At 65.9% G+C, this 19,158-nt stretch carries 17 protein-coding genes and 1 tRNA gene; 11 read left to right on the forward strand and 7 right to left on the reverse strand.

Annotated elements, in window-relative coordinates:
• Positions 1-202: 202 nt before the first annotated feature.
• From JIM94_RS02800 to JIM94_RS02810, 3 genes are all read right to left on the reverse strand, one after another.
• Positions 203-658, reverse strand: coding sequence for a hypothetical protein (locus JIM94_RS02800; RefSeq protein WP_200252702.1), 456 nt, complete (start codon positions 656-658; stop codon positions 203-205).
• A 34-nt stretch (positions 659-692) separates the two neighbouring features.
• Entirely contained in the window at positions 693-1,235 is a 543-nt protein-coding gene (locus JIM94_RS02805; protein ID WP_200252704.1) for a hypothetical protein, read from the reverse strand.
• A gap of 562 nt (positions 1,236-1,797) precedes the next feature.
• Positions 1,798-1,881 (reverse strand) — tRNA-Leu (locus JIM94_RS02810).
• A 315-nt stretch (positions 1,882-2,196) separates the two neighbouring features.
• On the opposite strand from JIM94_RS02810, the gene JIM94_RS02815 reads away from it, so the two are divergent.
• The 8 genes from JIM94_RS02815 to crgA all read left to right on the forward strand — a co-directional run bounded on the left by JIM94_RS02815 (position 2,197) and on the right by crgA (position 12,054).
• Positions 2,197-3,099: a DUF3662 and FHA domain-containing protein gene (locus JIM94_RS02815; protein WP_200252706.1), complete on the forward strand. Its 903-nt coding sequence runs from the start codon at positions 2,197-2,199 to the stop codon at positions 3,097-3,099.
• 90 nt (positions 3,100-3,189) lie between these two features.
• A complete protein-coding gene (locus JIM94_RS02820) occupies positions 3,190-3,642 on the forward strand; it encodes an FHA domain-containing protein FhaB/FipA (protein WP_336296533.1) in 453 nt (150 codons plus the stop codon).
• Entirely contained in the window at positions 3,639-5,153 is a 1,515-nt protein-coding gene (locus JIM94_RS02825) for a protein phosphatase 2C domain-containing protein (protein WP_200252712.1), read from the forward strand. The genes JIM94_RS02820 and JIM94_RS02825 overlap by 4 nt, the downstream gene beginning before the upstream one ends.
• A complete protein-coding gene (locus JIM94_RS02830; protein WP_200252714.1) occupies positions 5,154-6,533 on the forward strand; it encodes an FtsW/RodA/SpoVE family cell cycle protein in 1,380 nt (459 codons plus the stop codon).
• Between the two features lie 3 nt (positions 6,534-6,536).
• Entirely contained in the window at positions 6,537-7,988 is a 1,452-nt protein-coding gene (locus JIM94_RS02835; protein ID WP_200252961.1) for a peptidoglycan D,D-transpeptidase FtsI family protein, read from the forward strand.
• A gap of 20 nt (positions 7,989-8,008) precedes the next feature.
• Positions 8,009-9,541 carry a serine/threonine-protein kinase gene (locus JIM94_RS02840; protein WP_200252716.1) on the forward strand — a complete coding sequence of 511 codons (1,533 nt, stop codon included), beginning with the start codon at positions 8,009-8,011 and terminating at the stop codon, positions 9,539-9,541.
• Entirely contained in the window at positions 9,538-11,589 is a 2,052-nt protein-coding gene (gene pknB, locus JIM94_RS02845) for a Stk1 family PASTA domain-containing Ser/Thr kinase (RefSeq protein WP_200252718.1), read from the forward strand. Before JIM94_RS02840 ends, pknB begins: the two co-directional genes overlap by 4 nt.
• 198 nt (positions 11,590-11,787) lie before the next feature.
• Positions 11,788-12,054 (forward strand): cell division protein CrgA, encoded by a 267-nt coding sequence (crgA, locus tag JIM94_RS02850; RefSeq protein WP_200252720.1) that lies wholly within the window; start codon positions 11,788-11,790, stop codon positions 12,052-12,054.
• 572 nt (positions 12,055-12,626) lie between these two features.
• Here the strand turns inward: crgA and JIM94_RS02855 are convergent.
• Both JIM94_RS02855 and JIM94_RS02860 read right to left on the reverse strand, forming a co-directional pair.
• On the reverse strand, positions 12,627-13,349 hold the full coding sequence (locus JIM94_RS02855; RefSeq protein ID WP_248702980.1) for a rhomboid family intramembrane serine protease: 723 nt from the start codon (positions 13,347-13,349) through the stop codon (positions 12,627-12,629).
• Positions 13,350-13,577: 228 nt separating this feature from the next.
• Positions 13,578-14,105 carry a peptidylprolyl isomerase gene (locus JIM94_RS02860; protein ID WP_200252724.1) on the reverse strand — a complete coding sequence of 176 codons (528 nt, stop codon included), beginning with the start codon at positions 14,103-14,105 and terminating at the stop codon, positions 13,578-13,580.
• A 240-nt stretch (positions 14,106-14,345) separates the two neighbouring features.
• Between JIM94_RS02860 and JIM94_RS02865 the strand changes: the two genes are divergently transcribed.
• The gene (locus JIM94_RS02865) at positions 14,346-15,320 is read left to right on the forward strand and encodes a hypothetical protein (RefSeq protein ID WP_200252726.1); all 975 of its coding nucleotides are present in this window, start codon (positions 14,346-14,348) and stop codon (positions 15,318-15,320) included.
• A gap of 101 nt (positions 15,321-15,421) precedes the next feature.
• On the opposite strand, the gene JIM94_RS02870 is transcribed toward JIM94_RS02865, so the two are convergent.
• The gene (locus JIM94_RS02870; protein WP_200252729.1) at positions 15,422-15,706 is read right to left on the reverse strand and encodes a TetR family transcriptional regulator; all 285 of its coding nucleotides are present in this window, start codon (positions 15,704-15,706) and stop codon (positions 15,422-15,424) included.
• The gene (locus JIM94_RS02875; protein WP_200252732.1) at positions 15,703-15,912 is read right to left on the reverse strand and encodes a CopG family transcriptional regulator; all 210 of its coding nucleotides are present in this window, start codon (positions 15,910-15,912) and stop codon (positions 15,703-15,705) included. Before JIM94_RS02875 ends, JIM94_RS02870 begins: the two co-directional genes overlap by 4 nt.
• A gap of 154 nt (positions 15,913-16,066) precedes the next feature.
• On the opposite strand from JIM94_RS02875, the gene gyrA reads away from it, so the two are divergent.
• Entirely contained in the window at positions 16,067-18,724 is a 2,658-nt protein-coding gene (gene gyrA, locus JIM94_RS02880) for a DNA gyrase subunit A (RefSeq protein WP_200252734.1), read from the forward strand.
• Positions 18,724-19,068, forward strand: a complete 345-nt coding sequence (locus tag JIM94_RS02885; RefSeq protein WP_200252737.1) for a DUF3566 domain-containing protein — start codon at positions 18,724-18,726, stop codon at positions 19,066-19,068. Before gyrA ends, JIM94_RS02885 begins: the two co-directional genes overlap by 1 nt.
• The last annotated feature ends 90 nt before the right edge of the window (positions 19,069-19,158 follow it).

The raw sequence follows: 19,158 nt of genomic DNA on the forward strand, positions 1-19,158 counted from the left end.
TCCGGTGTCATGATCGTCCTCTCTCGCCCGGTGGCCTGCGTCGGCGGGCGCACCACGTTCAAGTCTAGTCCGGTGAACCATCAGACACCTCCGTGTCCGGGATGGCGTGCACCGAGACACCCCGATGTACGACGAAAGCCCCGCCTGGGCGGGGCTTTCGTGAAATCTGACCGGGATCAGACTTCGAACATCCGGGAGAATCCTAGGTGTTGTTGTTGTTCAGGTGCTGGTTCAGCACCGGGAAGACGAACAGCCCGAGAACGGAAGCCAGGACACCGGCGACGGTGACGCCGTACCAGATCTTGGACCACATCGGCTGATTCTCCCAGTTCTTGGTGGAGCCGAGGAGGTCGTTACCGGTGACGACATCGTCGCCGTCGAAGCGGTCTCCCCACTCAGAGGAGCCACCGGCCTGGGAGGACAGATCATTCAGGAACGAGTCGGTGTTCTTGGTGCCGTCCGGGTTCGCCGGGTCGAAGTTCGGATCGATGTCCTCTTCGTTCGGACCGTCGTTCGGGGTGGGGTTCTCGGTGTCGGTGGCGGCCGGGTTGGTGACCACGGTGGTGGAGTCGCTCTCTTCGGCGACTGCGGTGGTGGCACCGAGGGTCAGGGCGACGGCGGCGGTTGCTGCGATGGCAGCCTTACGGATGTTGCGCATTTCTATGTCCTTTCAGGGTTTTCTTCGGTTGGTCCTAGCGGACCCAGTTGTTGAACTTCAGGAAGTTGTAGACCGGGAAGACGACCAGACCGAAGAAGCTGCCGATCAGGGTGGTCGCGGTGACCAGACGGAGGACGCGGGCCCAGGCCGGGATATCTTCGGCGGTCTCGGAACCGAAGACGTCACGACCGTTGACCGGCTTCTCACCGTCGAGCATCTTGCTGATCTCGCTGGAGTTCAGGCCGCTGATGTCGGAGGAGCCCAGGGAGTTCTTGTCCTTGGCCTCATCCTCGGAGGAACCGAGCTTGTCCTTGAGTTCGGACAGCTTGTCCTTCGCCTTGGAGGAGGTCTCGTTGCCCTCCTCGTCCTCGGAAGAGCCAACCTTGTCCTTGATCTCGGAGGAGGTTTCGTTGTCGGAGGACTCCTTGGTGCCGTCCTCGTTGTTGTTCTCGTTGACGGCAGCGGTGCTCGGCTGCGTGTCGTCAGCGTTCTCGTTGGCGACGGCGACGGTGGAAACACCGAGAGTCAGGGCGATGGCGGTGGCGCTCGCCAGAGCAGCACGACGGAAAGTACGCATGTTGCGGGCCTTTCAGGGGTTGTAGGACTTACTGTGCCAACTCCAAGGCCAAGCTTGACCCGTTTGGACACTGGATACACGGTCACTGTAAACCGCCACCGTGGGCTTTTCAAATGTTCCCGGGGAATGTTCTGAGAAATTTCACCAAATATCTAAGAACCTGTGCACCTCAGGCCGGCCCGCACGTGATCGCGGGATCATCGGACTCACAGGAAAGTCGACGCGGAATCAAAAGTGCGTGTGCCGTACCTCCGCTCCCACAGTGGGAACATTGTTAGCTAAAAGACCAGTACAAAGGCCCTTGTGTCCGGTTACGCACCCCCTGAAGCTGCAAAAGGCCTGATGGCTGTATACGGGGGTAAGAAAATGTGCGGACAGACTCCATGCGGCCCCTACGGATCTCCAGAAGACAGAACCTCGGAATGTACCCCCGAAAATACCCCCATCGAAAGATGGGCGACACCGGCCTGAACCACGGAACCGATCCCATCCGGAACCCGCCACGGACGACAGAAATGAGGAGAGGCCCCGGACCAGATGGTCCGGGGCCTCTCCTCAAGAGTGGGCGAAGGGGGACTTGAACCCCCACGTCCCAAAGGGACACTGGCACCTGAAGCCAGCGCGTCTGCCATTCCGCCACTCGCCCGAGTGATGGTTGCTCAGCAACTTCAAGAAATATAGCACGCGCCTGATCCTCATTGGCAAACCCCCTGTTCACGATCCACTTTCCGGTAGGGGTTCCGGGCCCCGGTCCATCATCCCGGAGCAGGTCGGCCTACTGTCTACACCTGACGGACACCTATACTGGGCCAGAGCACTGCGCAGACAGGTCCGTCTCATGTCCGGTCATCCCGGTCTCGGCGCGGCACGCGGCAGGATCCGTCGCACAGCACCCGCTGCCCCGGTCATCGGTTGACCAGTGATCCAGGAGTGGCCGTCACATGGAGGAAGGTGGAACACGATGTCTGTCATGGACCGGATAGCTAAGTTGGACAGTTCGCTCCAACGCGGTCTGGACAACGGCTTCGCTTTCGTCTTCGGCGGGAAGGTCGTTCCCGGGGAGGTCGACGATCTCATCACCCAACAGGCCGAGGACAATCTCGCCCGGGGCGACGGGGACTGGATCGAGGCCCCGAACGTCTACCTCGTCACCGTCAGCCGGAAGGACTTCGACAATCTCCGTTCCACCCATCCCGATCTGCCGCGGGAGGCGGCCGGTCGGATGAGCCGGTGGTGCCGCAACCAGGGGTTCGTGACACTGGGTCCGGTGATCGTCCAGGTGAGACAGGACACCGGGCTGCGGACGGGCCAGCTGGGCAGCCGGAGCCGGATCGACCCCAGTCCCGGGGAGAGAACGGGCTACGTGGATGACACCGGGGATTCCGGACAGCCGGAACCCCGGGCCCCGGAGTCCGTGGACCGCGCCGACGTACCGGCGCACCCGGAGCCCGATGCCCCGGCCTCCGATGTCGGGCACACCCCGGCACCCGCGGTCGGTCCGTCATCCGTTCCCGTGCCCGGGGCAGCCGCACCGACCGAGCATCTCGCACCACGTGGCCCCGTGCAGCATGCTCCGCTGGTGACGCTCCTGCTGCAGGACGGATCATCCCGGACCTACCTGGTGCAGGAGGGGTCGAACATCATCGGGCGAGGCACCGACGTCGATTTCCGCCTGCCCGACATGGGTGTCTCCCGCCGCCACGCCGAAGTGATGTGGGACGGCCGTGACGCCGTACTCGTTGACCTGCATTCCACCAACGGAACCACGGTGAACGACACGGACATCGACAATTGGCTTCTCGCCGACGGAGACGTGATTAAAGTGGGGCACTCCTACATCGAGGTCCGGGTGACCGGCGGCTGACCGGCCCGCGTTCCACCGCTCCCCCTCGACAACCGTCCACCGTCCACCGTCGCAACATCCCGCCAGGAGAAGAAGATTATGGAATCTGTCGTGCTGCTAGCCTTGCGGATGGGTCTGCTCGTGCTCCTGTGGTTCTTCGTGCTCATGGCGCTCCGGGCACTCCGCAGCGACGTACGTTCCGCAGCCGGTGTGCCGGGCGCTCGCTCCGAGCGTGGTGCCGGAGGTGGACTGCCGCTCACGCGTTCCGCTCCGCCACGTCGACTGATGGCCGTCGGAGGACCGTCGGAGGGCACCTGGATCGATCTCACCGGCCTCAACGAGATCCTCATCGGACGGGATCCACACTGCACGTTCGTCGTCGGGGACGATTCCACGACGCGACAGCACGCACGCCTGTTCCGGCACTCCGATGAGTGGTTCATCGAGGATCTCGCGTCCCGGAACGGAACCTTCGTCGCCGGGACACCCATCGAACAACCCGAACGTGTCGGCACCGACACCAACATTGACCTGGGGACCACCACCGTGAGGCTCGTACCGTGACCTGGAGACTGAACTACGCGACCGCATCCGACCGTGGTCTTGTGCGCGGCAACAACGAGGATTCCGCCTACGCCGGGCCTCATCTACTGGCGCTCGCCGACGGGATGGGGGGGCACGCGGCCGGCGAGATCGCCTCTCAGCTGATGATCGATCATCTCCGTCCGCTGGATGCGGACCCCGGTGACAATGACATACTCGCGCTGCTCGGATCCCTTGCCGATGACGGAAACCGCTCCATCGCCACCGAGGTCAGGAGAAATCCCGACACCGACGGCATGGGAACGACGCTCACCGCGCTGTTGTTCGCCGGCCGGCGGATCGCCCTCTGCCATGTCGGGGATTCACGCGGATACCGGCTCCGCGACGGCAACCTGGAGCAGATCACCACGGACGACACCTTCGTCCAGTCTCTCGTCGAGGAGGGCAAGCTCGATCCCGAGGACATCTCCACCCATCCACAGCGCTCGCTGATCCTGAAGGCCTACACCGGCCGACCGGTCGAACCCCACCTCCGCTTCATCGACGTCCGCCCCGGGGACCGTTTCCTGCTGTGCTCGGATGGCCTGTCCGATCCGGTCACGCACTCCACCATCGAGGAGACCCTGCACACCGGTACCCCGACGGAAGCCGCCCGCCGACTGGTCGATCTGGCGTTGCGTTCCGGTGGCCCGGACAACGTCACGGTCGTGGTCGCGGACATCGTCGACACGGAGAAGCTCTCCTCACCGGAGGAGGAGAAGGCACTGCCGGTCACCCCCGTGGTAGCGGGTGCCCTGAACACCGTCGACCCCGAGACACCCCGCCCGGACACCGCCGCCGGACGGGCCGCCCTGATGAGCGCACGCCAGCCACAGGAGATCTCCTCCTCCGGTCGCGTCTCCCCGCAATCCGTCGGGGCATCGGCGGGAGCGGTGGATGGCCCCACCGACGGTGGCGGGACGACACGTCGGCTGCGTTGGATCATTCCGGTTCTCGTGCTCGTCGCCGCACTCGCGGGGGGAGGCTGGTGGGGATGGGGTCAGTTGAACTCCACCTACTACGTGTCCACCGTCTCCGGAGACACCGGTCGCGGTGGGGACATCGTCATCGAGCGAGGGGTCAACCTCTCCGTTCTCGGCCGACCACTGCACAGCACCTACCAGACCGTGTGCCTCGACGACGACGGCAAGGTCACCGTCGTCGGCGGTACGACGACCGACGGGTGCGGTGCCTTCAATCTCAACGACCTCCCCGAATCACGGCGTGACTCCGTGGGCTCCCTGCCCCCGGGTTCCTATGACGAGGTCCTCCAGCAGCTCCGACGGCTCGCGGAGGACGCGCTCCCCGTGTGCGTGACGCGGGAATCCGGGCAGGACACCGACGCGGAGGACACCCCCGGGGAAGATGCAGCCGGTACCGGTGAAGGGGACGGAGACTCGACGGAGTCTGCGTCGACGTCCACGACGGCGCCCCGGCATGTCCCGGGTGACCTGAGTACCCCGGGGGTCAACTGCAGGGAGGTGAACTCCTAGATGGGTGTCACCGAAAGACTGCGGATGCGGCGTACGGAGCGGTGGCTGCTCATCCTGGCGGCCCTGGTTCTTCTCGTCGCGCGCTCGTCCCTCGCACTGGCCTCCGGCGATGATCCCGCCGCCGCGTTGATCCCGGTCGCCCAGTTCGCTCTGGTGTTCCTCGCCGTGCACCTGGTGCTCTGCTGGCTGCTCCCCTACGCCGACTGTGTCATGCTGCCCGTTGTCGCGCTCCTCAACGGCCTGGGGATCCTCATGATCCACCGCCTCGACCCACTGCTGATAACCCAGCGGGACGGCAGCGTCACGGAGGTGTTCCTGGCGCCGGGGCAACTCCAGTGGACGGTGGTCGCACTCGTGGTGATGATCGCGGTGCTCCTGGTCATCCGGAATCACCGTGTGTTCACCCGCTACTCGTACCTGCTGGGCATCCTGGGTCTGATCCTGCTGGCCCTTCCGATGGTGTGGCCGGGATCCGGGTCCAGTGACGCGAAGATCTGGATCTCCCTCGGCCCCTTCTCCGTGCAGCCGGGTGAGTTCTCGAAGATCCTCCTGCTGCTGTTCTTCGCCCAGCTCCTCGTGAACAAACGGGCCCGGCTGAATGTGGCCGGCGCGCGGATCCTCGGACTCGATTTTCCCCGTCTCCGCGACCTGGGACCGATTCTCCTGGTCTGGGCAGTGGCACTCGTCATCATGGCCGGCGAGAATGACTTCGGACCCGCGCTCCTGCTCTTCAGCACGGTCCTCGGGATGCTCTACCTCGCGACCGGACGGACCTCCTGGCTGCTGATCGGCGGCATGCTCGTCGCCGTCGGCGGGTACGGGGTCTACACCATCTCCGCGAAGATCCAGTCCCGCGTGCACAACTTCATCGATCCGTTGGCGAACTACGACGGCACCGGCTACCAGCTGTCCCAGGCTCTGTTCGGTATGAGCTGGGGAGGTATCACGGGGACCGGACTCGGACAGGGTTACCCCGACGAGGTTCCCGTCGCCCACACCGACTTCATCCTCGCCGCGATCGGTGAGGAACTCGGGCTCGTGGGACTCACCGCCGTCCTCATCCTGTTCGCGATCCTGATCATCCGTGGAATGCGGACCGCGATCCTCGTCCGGGACTCCTACGGCAAACTGGTCGCCGCGGGACTGTCCCTGACCCTGGCCATCCAGGTCTTCGTCGTCACGGCGGGTATCTCCGCCCTCATGCCGATGACCGGACTGACGACCCCCTTCATCTCCCACGGTGGATCCTCACTGATGGCCAACTACATCCTCGTGGCGCTGCTGCTCCGTATCTCCGACACGGCACGTCGCCCCGTGGTCCGCGCCACCGGCCCGACGGCCACACCCGTACCTGATCTCCGCCAGGAGGTGCGACGCTAGATGATCAACCGCTCAATCCGCGCAACCGCGGTCTTCACGATGCTCCTCATCCTGATCCTGGTAGCGAATCTCACCCGGGTCCAGGTGTTCAGTGAGGACCGCTACGCCCACAACGCACTGAACAAGCGTCAGTACCACGAGATGCAGTCGATCCCCCGTGGCCAGATAGCCACCGGGGGTCTCGTCCTCGCCCGCTCCGTCAAGGACGAGCAGGGCTACTACCGTCGGGAGTACGTCACTGACCCGGTCGTCTACGGTCCGGTCGAGGGCTACCTCTCGAACGTCTACGGAGCCGCGGGCCTGGAACTCGGGTACAACGACATCCTCAACGGAACGGACGGATCCCTGTTCGCCTCCCGGTGGATGGACACCCTGCTGGGCCGGACCCAGGCCGGGGCGAGCCTCGAGCTCACCCTCAACCCGGAGGCACAGCAGGCCGCCTACTCCGGACTCGCCGACCGCGGCTACGAGGGCGCGGTCGTCGCGATCCGCCCGAGCACCGGTGAGATTCTCGCCATGGCCTCCACGCCGAGCTTCAGCCCGGCGTCACTGACGGATCCCGCGACCGCGGAATCGACGTGGTCGGAACTCACCTCCGACCCCGGTGCTCCGCTGCTCAACCACGCGACACAGGACGCGTTGCCACCCGGATCGACGTTCAAGGTGATCACGACAGCGGCGGGCCTAGCCGGTGACGTGACCCCCGAGACCCGACTCACGGCCGCTTCCCGGACGACCCTTCCCGGTACCGAGACCACCCTGGAGAACTACGGCGGCCAGACGTGCGGACAGGACGAGACGGCCTCCCTCACCACAGCCTTCGCCCTCTCCTGCAACACCGCGTTCGTGGAACTCGGTGTGAAGGTCGGTGCGGACGCACTCCGCGATCAGGCGGAGAAATTCGGCGTCACCGACTCCTACGACCTCGGTCTGCCGTCCATCCCCGGGAAGGTCGGTGACCTGCCGGACCCCGCAGCCGTCGGCCAGTCCTCGATCGGCCAGCGTGACGTCGCCATGACCGTCCTCGAGAACGCCGTCGTCGCCGCGACCGTCGCCAACGGCGGGAAGCGGATGAACCCGTACCTCGTCTCCAGGATCCTCGGCTCGGATCTGCGGACCCTGCGCAGCACCGACCCCCGCGAACTCAACCGGCCCGTCAGCCCCGAGGTCGCCGCCCAACTCACCGAGATGATGCGCGCCAGTGAACGCAACACCGCCGGCTACACCGGTGCGGACATCGCGTCGAAGACAGGGACGGCTGAACACGGGGAGGACTCCCGCAACTCGAACCCGCACGCCTGGTACATCGCCTTCGGCCCGTCCGAGAACGCCGATGTCGCCGTCGCCGTGCTCGTCAAGAACGGCGGTGACCGGGGGCAGGCGGCCACCGGTGGATCCGTGGCCGCGCCGATCGGCAGAGCCGTCATCGACGCCGTACTCCGGTCGGGACGCTAGGAAAGGAAACGGTGAGCCCCATGTCCAACACCAGTGACCCCCGGCATTCATCCGGGGACAACCAGGGAACTGAACGCATCCAACGACTGATCGGCGGGGACTATCTGCTCCGGTGGGTCATCGGCCACGGCGGTATGTCCACCGTCTGGCTGGCCACCGATGTCCGCCATGACCGTGATGTCGCCGTGAAGATCCTGCGCCCCGAATTCTCGGACAACCGCGAGTTCCTGGACCGCTTCCGCAATGAGGCCGCCGCGGCGGAACGGATCAGCTCCGTCAACGTCGTCCGCACCTTCGACTACCGGGAGGTACCTGACCCCGCCGGACACACGTTCTGCTTCATCGTCATGGAGTACGTCCGCGGGGAATCCCTCGCGGACCTCATCGCCCGGAGGGGATTCCTCGACGAGGATCTCGCCCTCGACGTCCTGGAACAGGCCGCACACGGGCTCTCCGTGATCCACCAGATGGGACTCGTCCACCGGGACATCAAACCGGGCAACATCCTCATCACCGAGGAGGGACGCGTCAAGATCACCGACTTCGGCATCGCGAAGGCAGCGGCGGCCGTCCCCCTGACCAGGACGGGAATGGTCGTCGGTACCGCGCAGTACGTCTCCCCGGAGCAGGCGCAGGGAAAAACCGTGACGAGCACATCCGACATCTACTCCCTCGGTGTCGTCGGCTACGAGATGTTGTCCGGTCGACGCCCCTTCTCCGGTGATTCCTCGGTGTCAGTCGCCATAGCCCACATCAACCAGGCCCCTCCCCAGATGGGGACCTCGGTGTCCGCGCGGACCCGGGAACTCATCGGCATCTCACTCCGCAAGGACCCGGAGCGACGGTTCGCCGACGGCAACGAGATGGCGTTGGCCGTGCACACCGTACGGATGGGTGAACGACCCCCGCAGCCCCGGTCCGCCGCCATGGACCGTCGGGCTCCCGCACCGACCCCGACGGAGTCGACCCGCATACTCGGCCAGGTGACCAATCCGACGACGGTGCAACCCGCCGTGGGCGTCGCGCCACCACCGGTACCCGTCCGTCCCGTCGTCCATCACGGTGCCCCGCCACAGTATCCGGCACCACGGCGCCGAGGTGGCGGTGGCCTCATCGCGTTCCTCGTCCTCCTGCTCCTGGCTGCACTGACCGCGGTGGCCTGGCTGCTGTTCTCCACCGGGACCCTGACACTCGACGGAATCACGGGCCGGACACCGCCGTCCAGTTCCCCGGTCGCCCCGGCACCGGAACCGGAGCCGACGGTGGTCACCGAGATCACGACGACGACGGTCCCCGCCCCGGAGCCCGCTCCCGGATCCGCGTCACGGGAAACGGACACCTCATCCGTGACGACACCACCACCGGCCGTGGAGACCAACCGGGAAACGGTGCCCCCGGTTCCGGACGCCGGTGACGCGGCCGTTCCCTCCGCCGACAACGTCGGTGAACGCACGACCCCCGCACCCGCCACGAACGCGGGTACGGTGACCGGGGTGGAGGCCCCCGTCAGATCCGCGACAGACAGTGACGACTCCGGAGAGGAGACCCCGTGAACGAGCATGTGCTCGGCGAGCGCTACGAGCTCGGTGAGGTCATCGGTACCGGCGGTATGTCCGACGTGTACGCGGCGAAGGACACCCTGCTCGGCCGCGATGTCGCGGTGAAGATGATGCGTGCCGAACTCGCACGGGACGTCAACTTCCGTGAACGGTTCCGGCGTGAGGCCCAGAACGCGGGCCGCCTGAACCATCCCTCGATCGTGTCCGTTCTCGACACCGGCGAAACGGAACTCAACGGAATCAGGATTCCGTACATCGTGATGGAACGGGTCCACGGCAGGACCCTGCGTGAGATCGTGCAGGACGATGGACCCATGCGCCCGGCGGAGGCGGCCCGGACGCTGCTGCCGGTCTGCGAGGCGTTGCAGTTCTCCCACGAGGCCGGCATCGTGCACCGGGACATCAAGCCCGCGAACATCATGATCACCAACACGGGCTCGGTGAAGGTGATGGATTTCGGTATCGCCCGTGCCGTCGACGACGCCACCTCGGCGATGACCCAGACCTCCGCGGTGATCGGCACGGCGCAGTACCTCTCCCCGGAACAGGCCCGGGGAAAATCAGCTGACGCCCGCAGTGACGTGTACGCGCTGGGGTGTGTCCTCTACGAGACCGTGACGGGACGTCCGCCCTTCGAAGGTGAATCCCCCTTCGCCGTGGCGTTCAACCATGTCCACGAGGACCCGGAGCCGCCGTCCTCCTTCATCCCCGACCTGACTCCGACGGCCGCGCTGAACGTTGATGCCGTGGTCCTGCTGACGATGGCGAAACACCCGGCCGACCGGTACCAGTCGGCCGCGGAACTCGCCGAGGACCTGACCCGGCTGGGCCGGAACGCGGTGTCCAATGCCGCACGCAGCCACATGCGCCCGATGGACGCGGAGGAACCGGACCGTACCCGGGTGAACCGGGCCGCCGACAGCACGGCCGTGACCCGTCGGACCACCGCGGCCCCGGGGGCGGTGCCGTCATCCGCCGACACGGACACACCTCGTCCCGTGCCCGCTACCCGCCGGAGGCGCAGTGACGAAGGACCCCGGTACGCGGATGACGGACGTTCCGGGAACCGTGGTGTGTGGATCGGTGCGCTGTTGGGTCTGGTGGCCGTCGCCGGAGCGTCGGTCGTCGCGTTCAACGTCTTCACCGGTGACGGGGCCCCGGGGCAGAACTCCGGGGCACCTGTCAGTGTCAACGCCGACGGAACGGTCACGATTCCCGACGTGGAGGGGAAGAAGCTCGCTGCGGCACGGACGAGTCTCGAACAGCTCGATCTCCGGGTCAACGTGACCATGCAGCCGTCCCCCGACGTCGCCGACGGCGTCGCCCTGTCGACGAACCCGGGATCCGGTTCGATGGTTCAGCCGGGTTCCACCGTGACACTGCTCGTCTCCTCGGGAACCGAACTCACAGCGGTACCGCACCTCTCGGACCTGAACACGGAGGAGGCGGAACGGATACTGGTCGAAGCGGGACTCGGCCTCGATCCCGTCGTCCGTGAGGAGAGCTCGGACACGGTCCCCGAGGGCCGCGTCACCGAGCAGGATCCGCCTGCCGACAGGAAGGTGCCCAAGGGGTCGAAGATCAAGATCACGGTGTCCACCGGGCCGGAGTTGATCGCGGTACCCGATTTCAGTGGACAGCCCGTCGAACAGGTCCGTCAGCGCCTCGAGGGCATGGATCTGGTTCCCGTCGTGCAGTCGGTCGCCTCCGATCTTCCGGCCGGACAGGTGACCTCCATCGGCAGGAGCGGTACCGAGGTCCGTCGGGGAACCCCGGTCACCGTGCAGGTGTCCGACGGTTCGATGTTCCGTATCCCGGACCTCACCGGTATGGACGTCAACCAGGCGCTCGCGGCACTCCGTGCCGCGGGATGGACCTCTCCCGACACGTCACTTCTCCAGCAGCCGGTCCAGACGGGTGCACTGATCGAGTCCGGTCAGATCGAGGGTCAGACGCCGCTCCCCGGGGAACTGACGGGCAAGGACGCTCTGGTGAGTATCCGGGTGAAACAGTTCAACCTGCTGAAGGTCATCCAGCCCTGATCCCGGCGACTCCGGCCGGGACCGGGTGGAGTCGCCGCCCGGTGCTGGTAGATTGTCACCTATGTCCGGCACCTCACCGGCACCGGTCGACCGCCGGTGGCGTGTGGTCGAACCTGTGGCGCCGTTGAACCGGAGCACACGGTCCCGAGCCCGAGGGTGTCCTTCGAAAACACATCACGCCAATCTGTAGAGGTATCCATGCCGAAGTCAAAGATCAACAAGACCACCGCCCCCGTCTCCAGCGGTGGTGCGAACCGAGTTCCGGTGAAGATCAACGCCAGCGGAACTCCACTGTGGTACAAGGTCATCATGTTCGGTCTCATGCTCGCCGGACTCGCCTGGCTCGTGGTGAACTACCTCGCGGGCACGCAGATTCCGCTCATGCTGGAGCTGGGTCCCTGGAACTACCTCATCGGCTTCTCGCTCTTCATCCTGGGTCTGCTCATGACCATGGGCTGGCGCTGACCCCGCCCCTCCACTTCACCCGCCGCATCCCGGCGCACCGGCATCTCCGGTGCACCGGGATGCGGTTTTTTCGTGCCGCACCAGAGGTCTGGGAGAGGAAGCACCGTGGGCACGGGACGGGTGTTTCCCGCCCCGGCCCGACCGGGCACAGGTGGCTCCGGGGCCGGTACGGCACCGAAGCCGGAGAATCACCACGGCCGACAAGTTATCCACAGGGAGGGTGGGTTACACACAGGTAATTTGTGGATAACCGGCTCCACACCGTGTGCAGTGAGTTATCCATAGGGTGTGGATAATATTGTGGAGGAATGCGGCCGGTTCGGGTCCACAACAAATACCACAGCCTGTGGATAAACCTGTGCACTGTATCCACCGTTCGTACACAGTTTCGCTTTTTCCGCCATCGCCCCAGTACATGACACCCGAGACCACACGGGAACACGGTAAATCACAAAACTGTCATTATCCACAGTGTGGACAAACCCTGTGGATCGATCACGGTGTGTGGACAACACACAGAAAACCCCCAACCGCGGTGGACAAGCGGTCGGGGGTTGTCAACAGACGGTGGATCAGAGGAACACGGTTCCGTGTCCCCCTGTGGAGTACATCGACACACGCACCAGCACGGCAGCCGCCGCCGCGGCACACAGTGCGGCCAGACCGACCCATCTGGCGGCCGACCCCCGGACACCGAACAACACGACGGAGATCAGCACACCCGCCCCCAACCCACCGACGTGTCCCCACAGGGAAACGCCGGGTGACATCAGCGTGTAGGCGAGATTCACGCCTATCAGTGCGAGTGCCCCGCCCACCTGGGCGTCCCTCCTGGCATGGGCGACGGCGACGAAGACGGCCATGAGCGCGTACACCGCGCCGGAGGCACCCACGGTCGGATTCGCGGGACCCAGCCACAGCACCGCCGCCGATGCGCCCAACGCCCCCGTGACCAGAACTCCGGCCGTCAGGGGGGACCCGAATGTCCGCTCCGTCTCTCTGCCGATGAGGTACAGCAGGACGGTGTTGACCAGCATGTGACCGACCCCCAGATGCAGCAGGCTCGATCCGAGGGCACGGAGTGGGCCGAGAGGCGAACCGTCCATCAGGGGAAGGTAGAGGATCCACGCGTCACCGAGGCCACTGCCACTGAGATTGTCCGTGAGTGACCGTGACTGCACGGCCGTGACGGTGAAGATCAGCACGATCAGGGCGACGGTCGCCGCGGACACCGGTGCCTGCCGGTAGAGGTCGCGGGCCATCTGTGAGGGTGGGGTCGGTGGTGACGGGTTCAAGGTTCGCCTTCCGCTGGTTGGTCGCCGAACTCGTCCCACATCCGGGGTTCAGCTGCGCCGGTGACCGGTGTGGAACGGCCGGACATGACGAGAGACCCCGCACCTCGGTGTCCGGGCCGTGAGTGCGGCTCCGGCCTTCCGACGATGTGCGGGGCCTCTACCTCTACTTCTTCTGTGTCCGGGAGGATGCCCACCCGGGGTATCCCCGGTACGGCACATCCCGTGGAACTAGTCCGAGGTGATCTCGACGGACTCGATGACCACAGGCTCGGTCGGGCGATCCATCCGGTCGGTGGCGGTCGTCGCGATGGCGTCGACGACCTTCCTCGACGCCTCGTCGGTGACCTCACCGAAGATCGTGTGGCGGTTGTTCAGGTGCGGTGTCCGGGCGACGGTGATGAAGAACTGGGAACCATTGGTACCCGGGCCAGCGTTGGCCATGGCCAGCAGGTAGGGCCGGTCGAAGGAGAGTTCCGGGTGGAACTCGTCGGCGAACTGGTAGCCCGGGCCACCTCGTCCGGTGCCCGTGGGGTCACCGCCCTGGATCATGAACTGGTCGATGACGCGGTGGAACACGGAGCCGTCGTAGAACGGGCCGGTCGTGGATCCACTGGCGTTGTTGGTCTTGTACTCGCTCGTACCCTGCGCGAGACCGACGAAGTTCTCGACGGTCTTCGGGGCGTGATTTCCGAAGAGATCAATGGTGATGTCACCACGGTTGGTGTGGAGGATCGCGGTCGCGGTCTTGTTTGTCATGCGCTCCATGCTAGTCAACCGGCGTCAACCATGCTGGTTTCTCCGCGCGGTCATGTCCCCGGAGTGTCACCGGAGCAGAACCGGGGCACGGCCCGGACACCACGACGGCCCGGTCCGGGCTACGCTGTATGCATCACAGCCCGACGAGTTTTTCCGGTCGTACAGTGGTGGTTCACCCCCGCCCTGTCCGTCTGCGGCAGCTCGACTGGGGCACTACACCTCTCAACCAAGGAGAAGCGCGTGAACCCCTCGACCATCCGAATGGCGTACAAGCTCAGTCGACAGGCCTTCGGCACCGCCCGCGACTACCGAAGCCGGCACAAGGCGGACAGCTACGACGATCTCGTCGCGAAGGCGAACGACTACGCGGAACGACGCAAGGCACTCAGCCAGGTCCGTGATGAACTCGGGGCGAAGGCCGGATCCCTGACGGAGGAATCCCAGGCCCAGGCGGGTGCGCTGCTCAGGGAGGCCCGTCACCGGCTGGAGAAGCTCCGCGAGCAAGCCGGGGAGAAGGGCACGGACCTGGTCGGTGACGTCGAGAAGAAGGGTGGACGGAGATTGAAGAAGGCCCGGAAGGCCGCGGCGAAGGCCCGGAAGAAGGCGGAGAAGAAACTCGACCGCCGGAAATGCCTGACCAGTCGCTGCGGTGGCGGGAACGGCCGGGGACGTCTGGCCAACCTCACCCTCCTCGCACTCCTCGTGTCGACGGTCGCCGGCGTGATCTTCTGGCTGCGCGGGCGTGCGGACAAGCCCGGAACCACACCGCCGAACGTCCGGGATCACGCCGCGGGATCCGGCACTCCCGGGACCGACGGTGTCGCCGACAGGGCGGCCGCCGCGGCCTCCGCCGCGACCGCCCGCGCCGGAGAGAAGCTCGCGGAGGCCCGCGCCAAAGCCGATGAACTTCTCGACAAAGCCGGAAACGACGCCGGTGACGGGTCAGTCGTCGACACGGTCGCGGACAAGGCGGGGGACATCGCCGAGAACGTCCACGACAACGCGGACGACATCGCCGACGATGTGGCCGACAAGGCCGGGGACATCGCGGAGAAGACCCGTGACGGGGTCGACGATGCCGCCGACGCGGTCAAGACCCTCACCGAGGACGCCGAAACCGTCACCGAAACCGTCGCCGACGATGTGGCCGAGGCCGCCGAAGACGTCGCGGACGACGTGAAGAAGACGGTCGAGGAGAAGAAGGGCGGCAACTGACCCACAGGCGCCGCCCCACCAGGTCCCGTGGATCCCGGTTTTCGGGTCCGCGGGACCTTTTCGCGTCCCGGGCCCTGTCCCGGACCACGGGGAACACGCGTTCAGCGGGCGTTGATCCTCCGCAGGACCTCGGCCGCCGCATCAGCAAGGACCTCGTTCGCACCGTCGAGAGGCGCGAGCCGGATGATCGCCTCGGACAGTCCCGCCGCAGCGGAGCGGACATCCCCGTGCACGGGGATTCCCAGGTAGCTGGCCGAGGTGACGGCGGCCGCTCCGGCGAGCAGGGCGTGGTCACGCACGCGGACACGGTGCACCGCGGCGACCTCGTCGGCGATGATGAGGAGCTGTTCCGGGGTGAGCGGGCGGACGCCTCCCACGGGGTTCATCGACCGTGCCGCAGTCTGCGTTCGGTCGCGGCGTATCCGCTGACGACGGTCCGGGCCAGCTCCGCGACCTCCGCGTCGGCGAGCACGCGGGCGGCGGTGGCGACGATGGCGCGGGTGGCGGCCTCCTGTTTGCTCGTGCCCTGAGCCTGGGCGAGGAGGGTGAGCGCCCGGTCCTGGGCTTCGGTGAGACGGAGTGTCATGGCCATGACCCGAGACTACGCCATGTGATACCATTCCGGTATCACATGGCGGCTTTCATCCCCGCCCAGTGACGTTGAGAGCCCGTTTCCGGCCCTCGGCGGGTTAGAATGGTGGAGATCAAGACCCACATCAACCTGCTAGACGGAAATTAGGTGACCCGTGAGCGACGACAACTCCGGCGGCAACGACGGCGGTGAGCTCCTGTTCGACAGGATCCATCCGATCGACATCGGCGAGGAGATGCAGCGCAGCTACATCGACTACGCGATGTCGGTCATCGTCGGCCGTGCCCTGCCCGAGGTGCGCGACGGTCTGAAGCCCGTGCACCGACGCCTGCTGTACGCCATGTACGACAGTGGCTTCCGCCCCGACCGCTCCTACGTGAAGTCCGCGAAGCCCGTCGCTGAGACCATGGGTAACTACCACCCGCACGGCGACTCCGCGATCTACGACACCCTGGTCCGCATGGCCCAGCCCTGGTCGATGCGCTACCCGCTCATCGACGGGCAGGGCAACTTCGGTTCCCGTGGCAACGACGGCGCGGCCGCGATGCGTTACACCGAGTGCCGCCTGACGCCGCTGGCGATGCAGATGGTGCGGGACATCCGCTCCAACACGGTGGACTTCCAGCCGAACTACGACGGCAAGAACCTCGAACCGGTGATCCTGCCCTCCCGGGTCCCGAACCTCCTGATGAACGGTTCCGGCGGTATCGCCGTCGGCATGGCCACCAACATCCCGCCGCACAACCTCACCGAGCTCGGTGACGCGATCTTCTGGATGCTGGAGAACTACGAGGCCGACGAGGCGACCACCCTCGAGGCGTGCATGCGCTACGTCAAGGGCCCCGATTTCCCCACCGCCGGTCTCATCGTCGGTGACCAGGGCATCAGGGACGCCTACACAACCGGACGCGGGTCCATCCGCATGCGCGGTGTGACCAGCATCGAGGAGGACGGCAACCGGCAGATCATCGTCATCACCGAACTGCCCTACCAGGTCAACAAGGACAACCTGGTGCTCAGCATCGCCGAGCAGGCGAACCAGGGCAAGATCGCCGGCATCTCCCGCATCGACGACGAGTCCTCCGACCGCGTCGGCCTGCGCATCGTGGTCACCCTGAAGCGGGACGCGGTGCCCCGTGTCGTGCTCAACAACCTGTTCAAGCACTCTCAGCTGCAGTCCAGCTTCGGCGTGAACATGCTGTCCATCGTCGACGGGGTGCCGCGTACCCTGCGTCTGGACCAGATGCTGCGCCACTACATCGCGCACCAGGTCGACGTCATCATCCGACGGACCCAGTACCTGTTGGACGAGGCGGAGAAGGAGGCCCACATCCTCCGCGGCCTCGTCAAGGCACTCGACATGCTCGACGAGGTCATCGCCCTGATCCGCTCGTCGGCGACAGTCGACATCGCCCGGAACGGCCTCATCGACCTCCTCGACATCGACGAGATCCAGGCGGACGCCATCCTCGCGATGCAGCTGCGTCGACTCGCCGCCCTGGAGCGGCAGAAGATCGTCGACCGTCTGGCCGAGATCGAGGAGATCATCGCCGACTACAAGGACATCCTCGCCCGCCCCGAGCGCCAGCGCGAGATCGTCCGCGACGAGCTCGCCGAGATCGTCGAGAAGTACGGCGACGAGCGCCGCACCCAGATCATCGGCGCCACCGGCGACGTCACCGAGGAGGATCTGATCGCCCGCGAGAACGTCGTGGCCACGATCACGTCCACCGGCTACGCCAAGCGCACGAAGGTCGACGCCTACCGCAACCAGAAGCGTGGCGGCAAGGGTGTCCGTGGCGCGGAGCTGAAGAGTGACGACGTGGTGCGGCACTTCTTCGTGTGCTCCACCCACGACTGGATCCTGTTCTTCACGAACTACGGCCGCGTGTACCGGCTCAAGGCCTACGAACTGCCCGAGGCGTCCCGGACGGCCCGCGGCCAGCACGTCGCGAACCTCCTGGAGTTCCAGCCCGGCGAACAGATCGCCCAGGTCATCCAGATCCGGGGCTACGACGACGCCGAGTACCTGGTGCTCGCCACCGCCCACGGCCGGGTCAAGAAGTCCCGTCTCGCGGACTACGACTCCGTCCGTTCCGGCGGCCTGATCGCGATCAACCTCAACGAGGGCGACTCGCTCATCGGCGCATCCCTGTGCTCCGGCGAGGACGACCTGCTGCTCGTCTCCGAGGAGGGCCAGGCCATGCGTTTCACCGCCGACGACGAGACACTGCGCCCGATGGGCCGCGCGACCGCCGGCGTGAAGGGCATGCGTTTCCGGGGCGAGGACAAGCTGCTCGCGATGTGCGTCGTCGGTACCGGCGAGTACCTCCTCGTCGCCACCTCCGGCGGCTACGGCAAGCGCACCGCGATGGACGAGTACCCCACCAAGGGGCGCGGCGGTCTCGGTGTCGCCACGTTCAAGTACACCCCGAAGCGCGGCAAGCTCATCGGTGCACTGTCGGTCGACGACGACGACCAGATCTTCGCCATCACCTCCGCCGGTGGCGTCATCCGCACCGAGGTCGGCCAGATCCGACCCTCCTCGCGGCAGACGATGGGTGTTCGGCTGGTCAACCTCGAGAAGGGTGTCGATCTGCTCGCCATCGACCGCAACGTCGAGCACGAGGGTGAGGAGACGGCTGAGGCAGTCGCCACCGGCGCCACCAGGGGTCCGGCCCTCGACCTCGGCGAAGGAGCCGACACGGACGACATCCCCGGCGTCCGCCGTGGTGGGGGCGCCAACCTCGATGCCAACGGTGTACCCCTCGACGAGGCCGGTGCCGACGACGACGAGAACGGGGACGAGTGATGAACATCCAGGAAGTGACCGTCACACGGGTCTCCCCCCTGTCGGCGTTCCGGACCGCGCTGGCGCTGTCCCTGGCGGCCCTCGCCGCGTGGATCCTGTGCGTCACTCTCCTGTACTACGGTCTCGACCAGTTCGGGTTCTGGGTGAAGCTGAACAGCATCGTGACGGGCGTCGGTGGCAGTGACGTCATCACCTTCGGCACGGTTCTGTCCGTGGCGAGTCTCCTGGGTGCCATCTCCGCCATCGCGGTGACCATCCTCGCGCCGCTGACGGCCGTGATCTACAACGGCATGGTCGAACTCTTCGGTGGTGTCGTGGTCACCCTCACGGAGGGTGACTACTGACCCGGTGACCGCCGGAAACGGGAGCGATCATGTGTGATCCACCGGTTCCGGCGGGACTCCGTGAAAACTCACCGTCACCAGGTGATTTGC

It is taken from the genome of Corynebacterium pygosceleis (genome assembly GCF_016595275.2).
Lineage (GTDB): Bacteria > Actinomycetota > Actinomycetes > Mycobacteriales > Mycobacteriaceae > Corynebacterium > Corynebacterium pygosceleis.

Coding starts and splice junctions, on each gene's coding strand:
- JIM94_RS02830 (WP_200252714.1), top strand. CDS start 5,154: ATGGGTGTCACCGAAAGACTGCGGATGCGGCGTACGGAGCGGTGGCTG.
- JIM94_RS02805 (WP_200252704.1), bottom strand. CDS start 1,235: ATGCGTACTTTCCGTCGTGCTGCTCTGGCGAGCGCCACCGCCATCGCC.
- JIM94_RS02860 (WP_200252724.1), bottom strand. CDS start 14,105: ATGACAAACAAGACCGCGACCGCGATCCTCCACACCAACCGTGGTGAC.
- JIM94_RS02875 (WP_200252732.1), bottom strand. CDS start 15,912: ATGGCCATGACACTCCGTCTCACCGAAGCCCAGGACCGGGCGCTCACC.
- crgA (WP_200252720.1), top strand. CDS start 11,788: ATGCCGAAGTCAAAGATCAACAAGACCACCGCCCCCGTCTCCAGCGGT.
- JIM94_RS02885 (WP_200252737.1), top strand. CDS start 18,724: ATGAACATCCAGGAAGTGACCGTCACACGGGTCTCCCCCCTGTCGGCG.
- JIM94_RS02800 (WP_200252702.1), bottom strand. CDS start 658: ATGCGCAACATCCGTAAGGCTGCCATCGCAGCAACCGCCGCCGTCGCC.
- JIM94_RS02815 (WP_200252706.1), top strand. CDS start 2,197: ATGTCTGTCATGGACCGGATAGCTAAGTTGGACAGTTCGCTCCAACGC.
- JIM94_RS02870 (WP_200252729.1), bottom strand. CDS start 15,706: ATGAACCCCGTGGGAGGCGTCCGCCCGCTCACCCCGGAACAGCTCCTC.
- JIM94_RS02840 (WP_200252716.1), top strand. CDS start 8,009: ATGTCCAACACCAGTGACCCCCGGCATTCATCCGGGGACAACCAGGGA.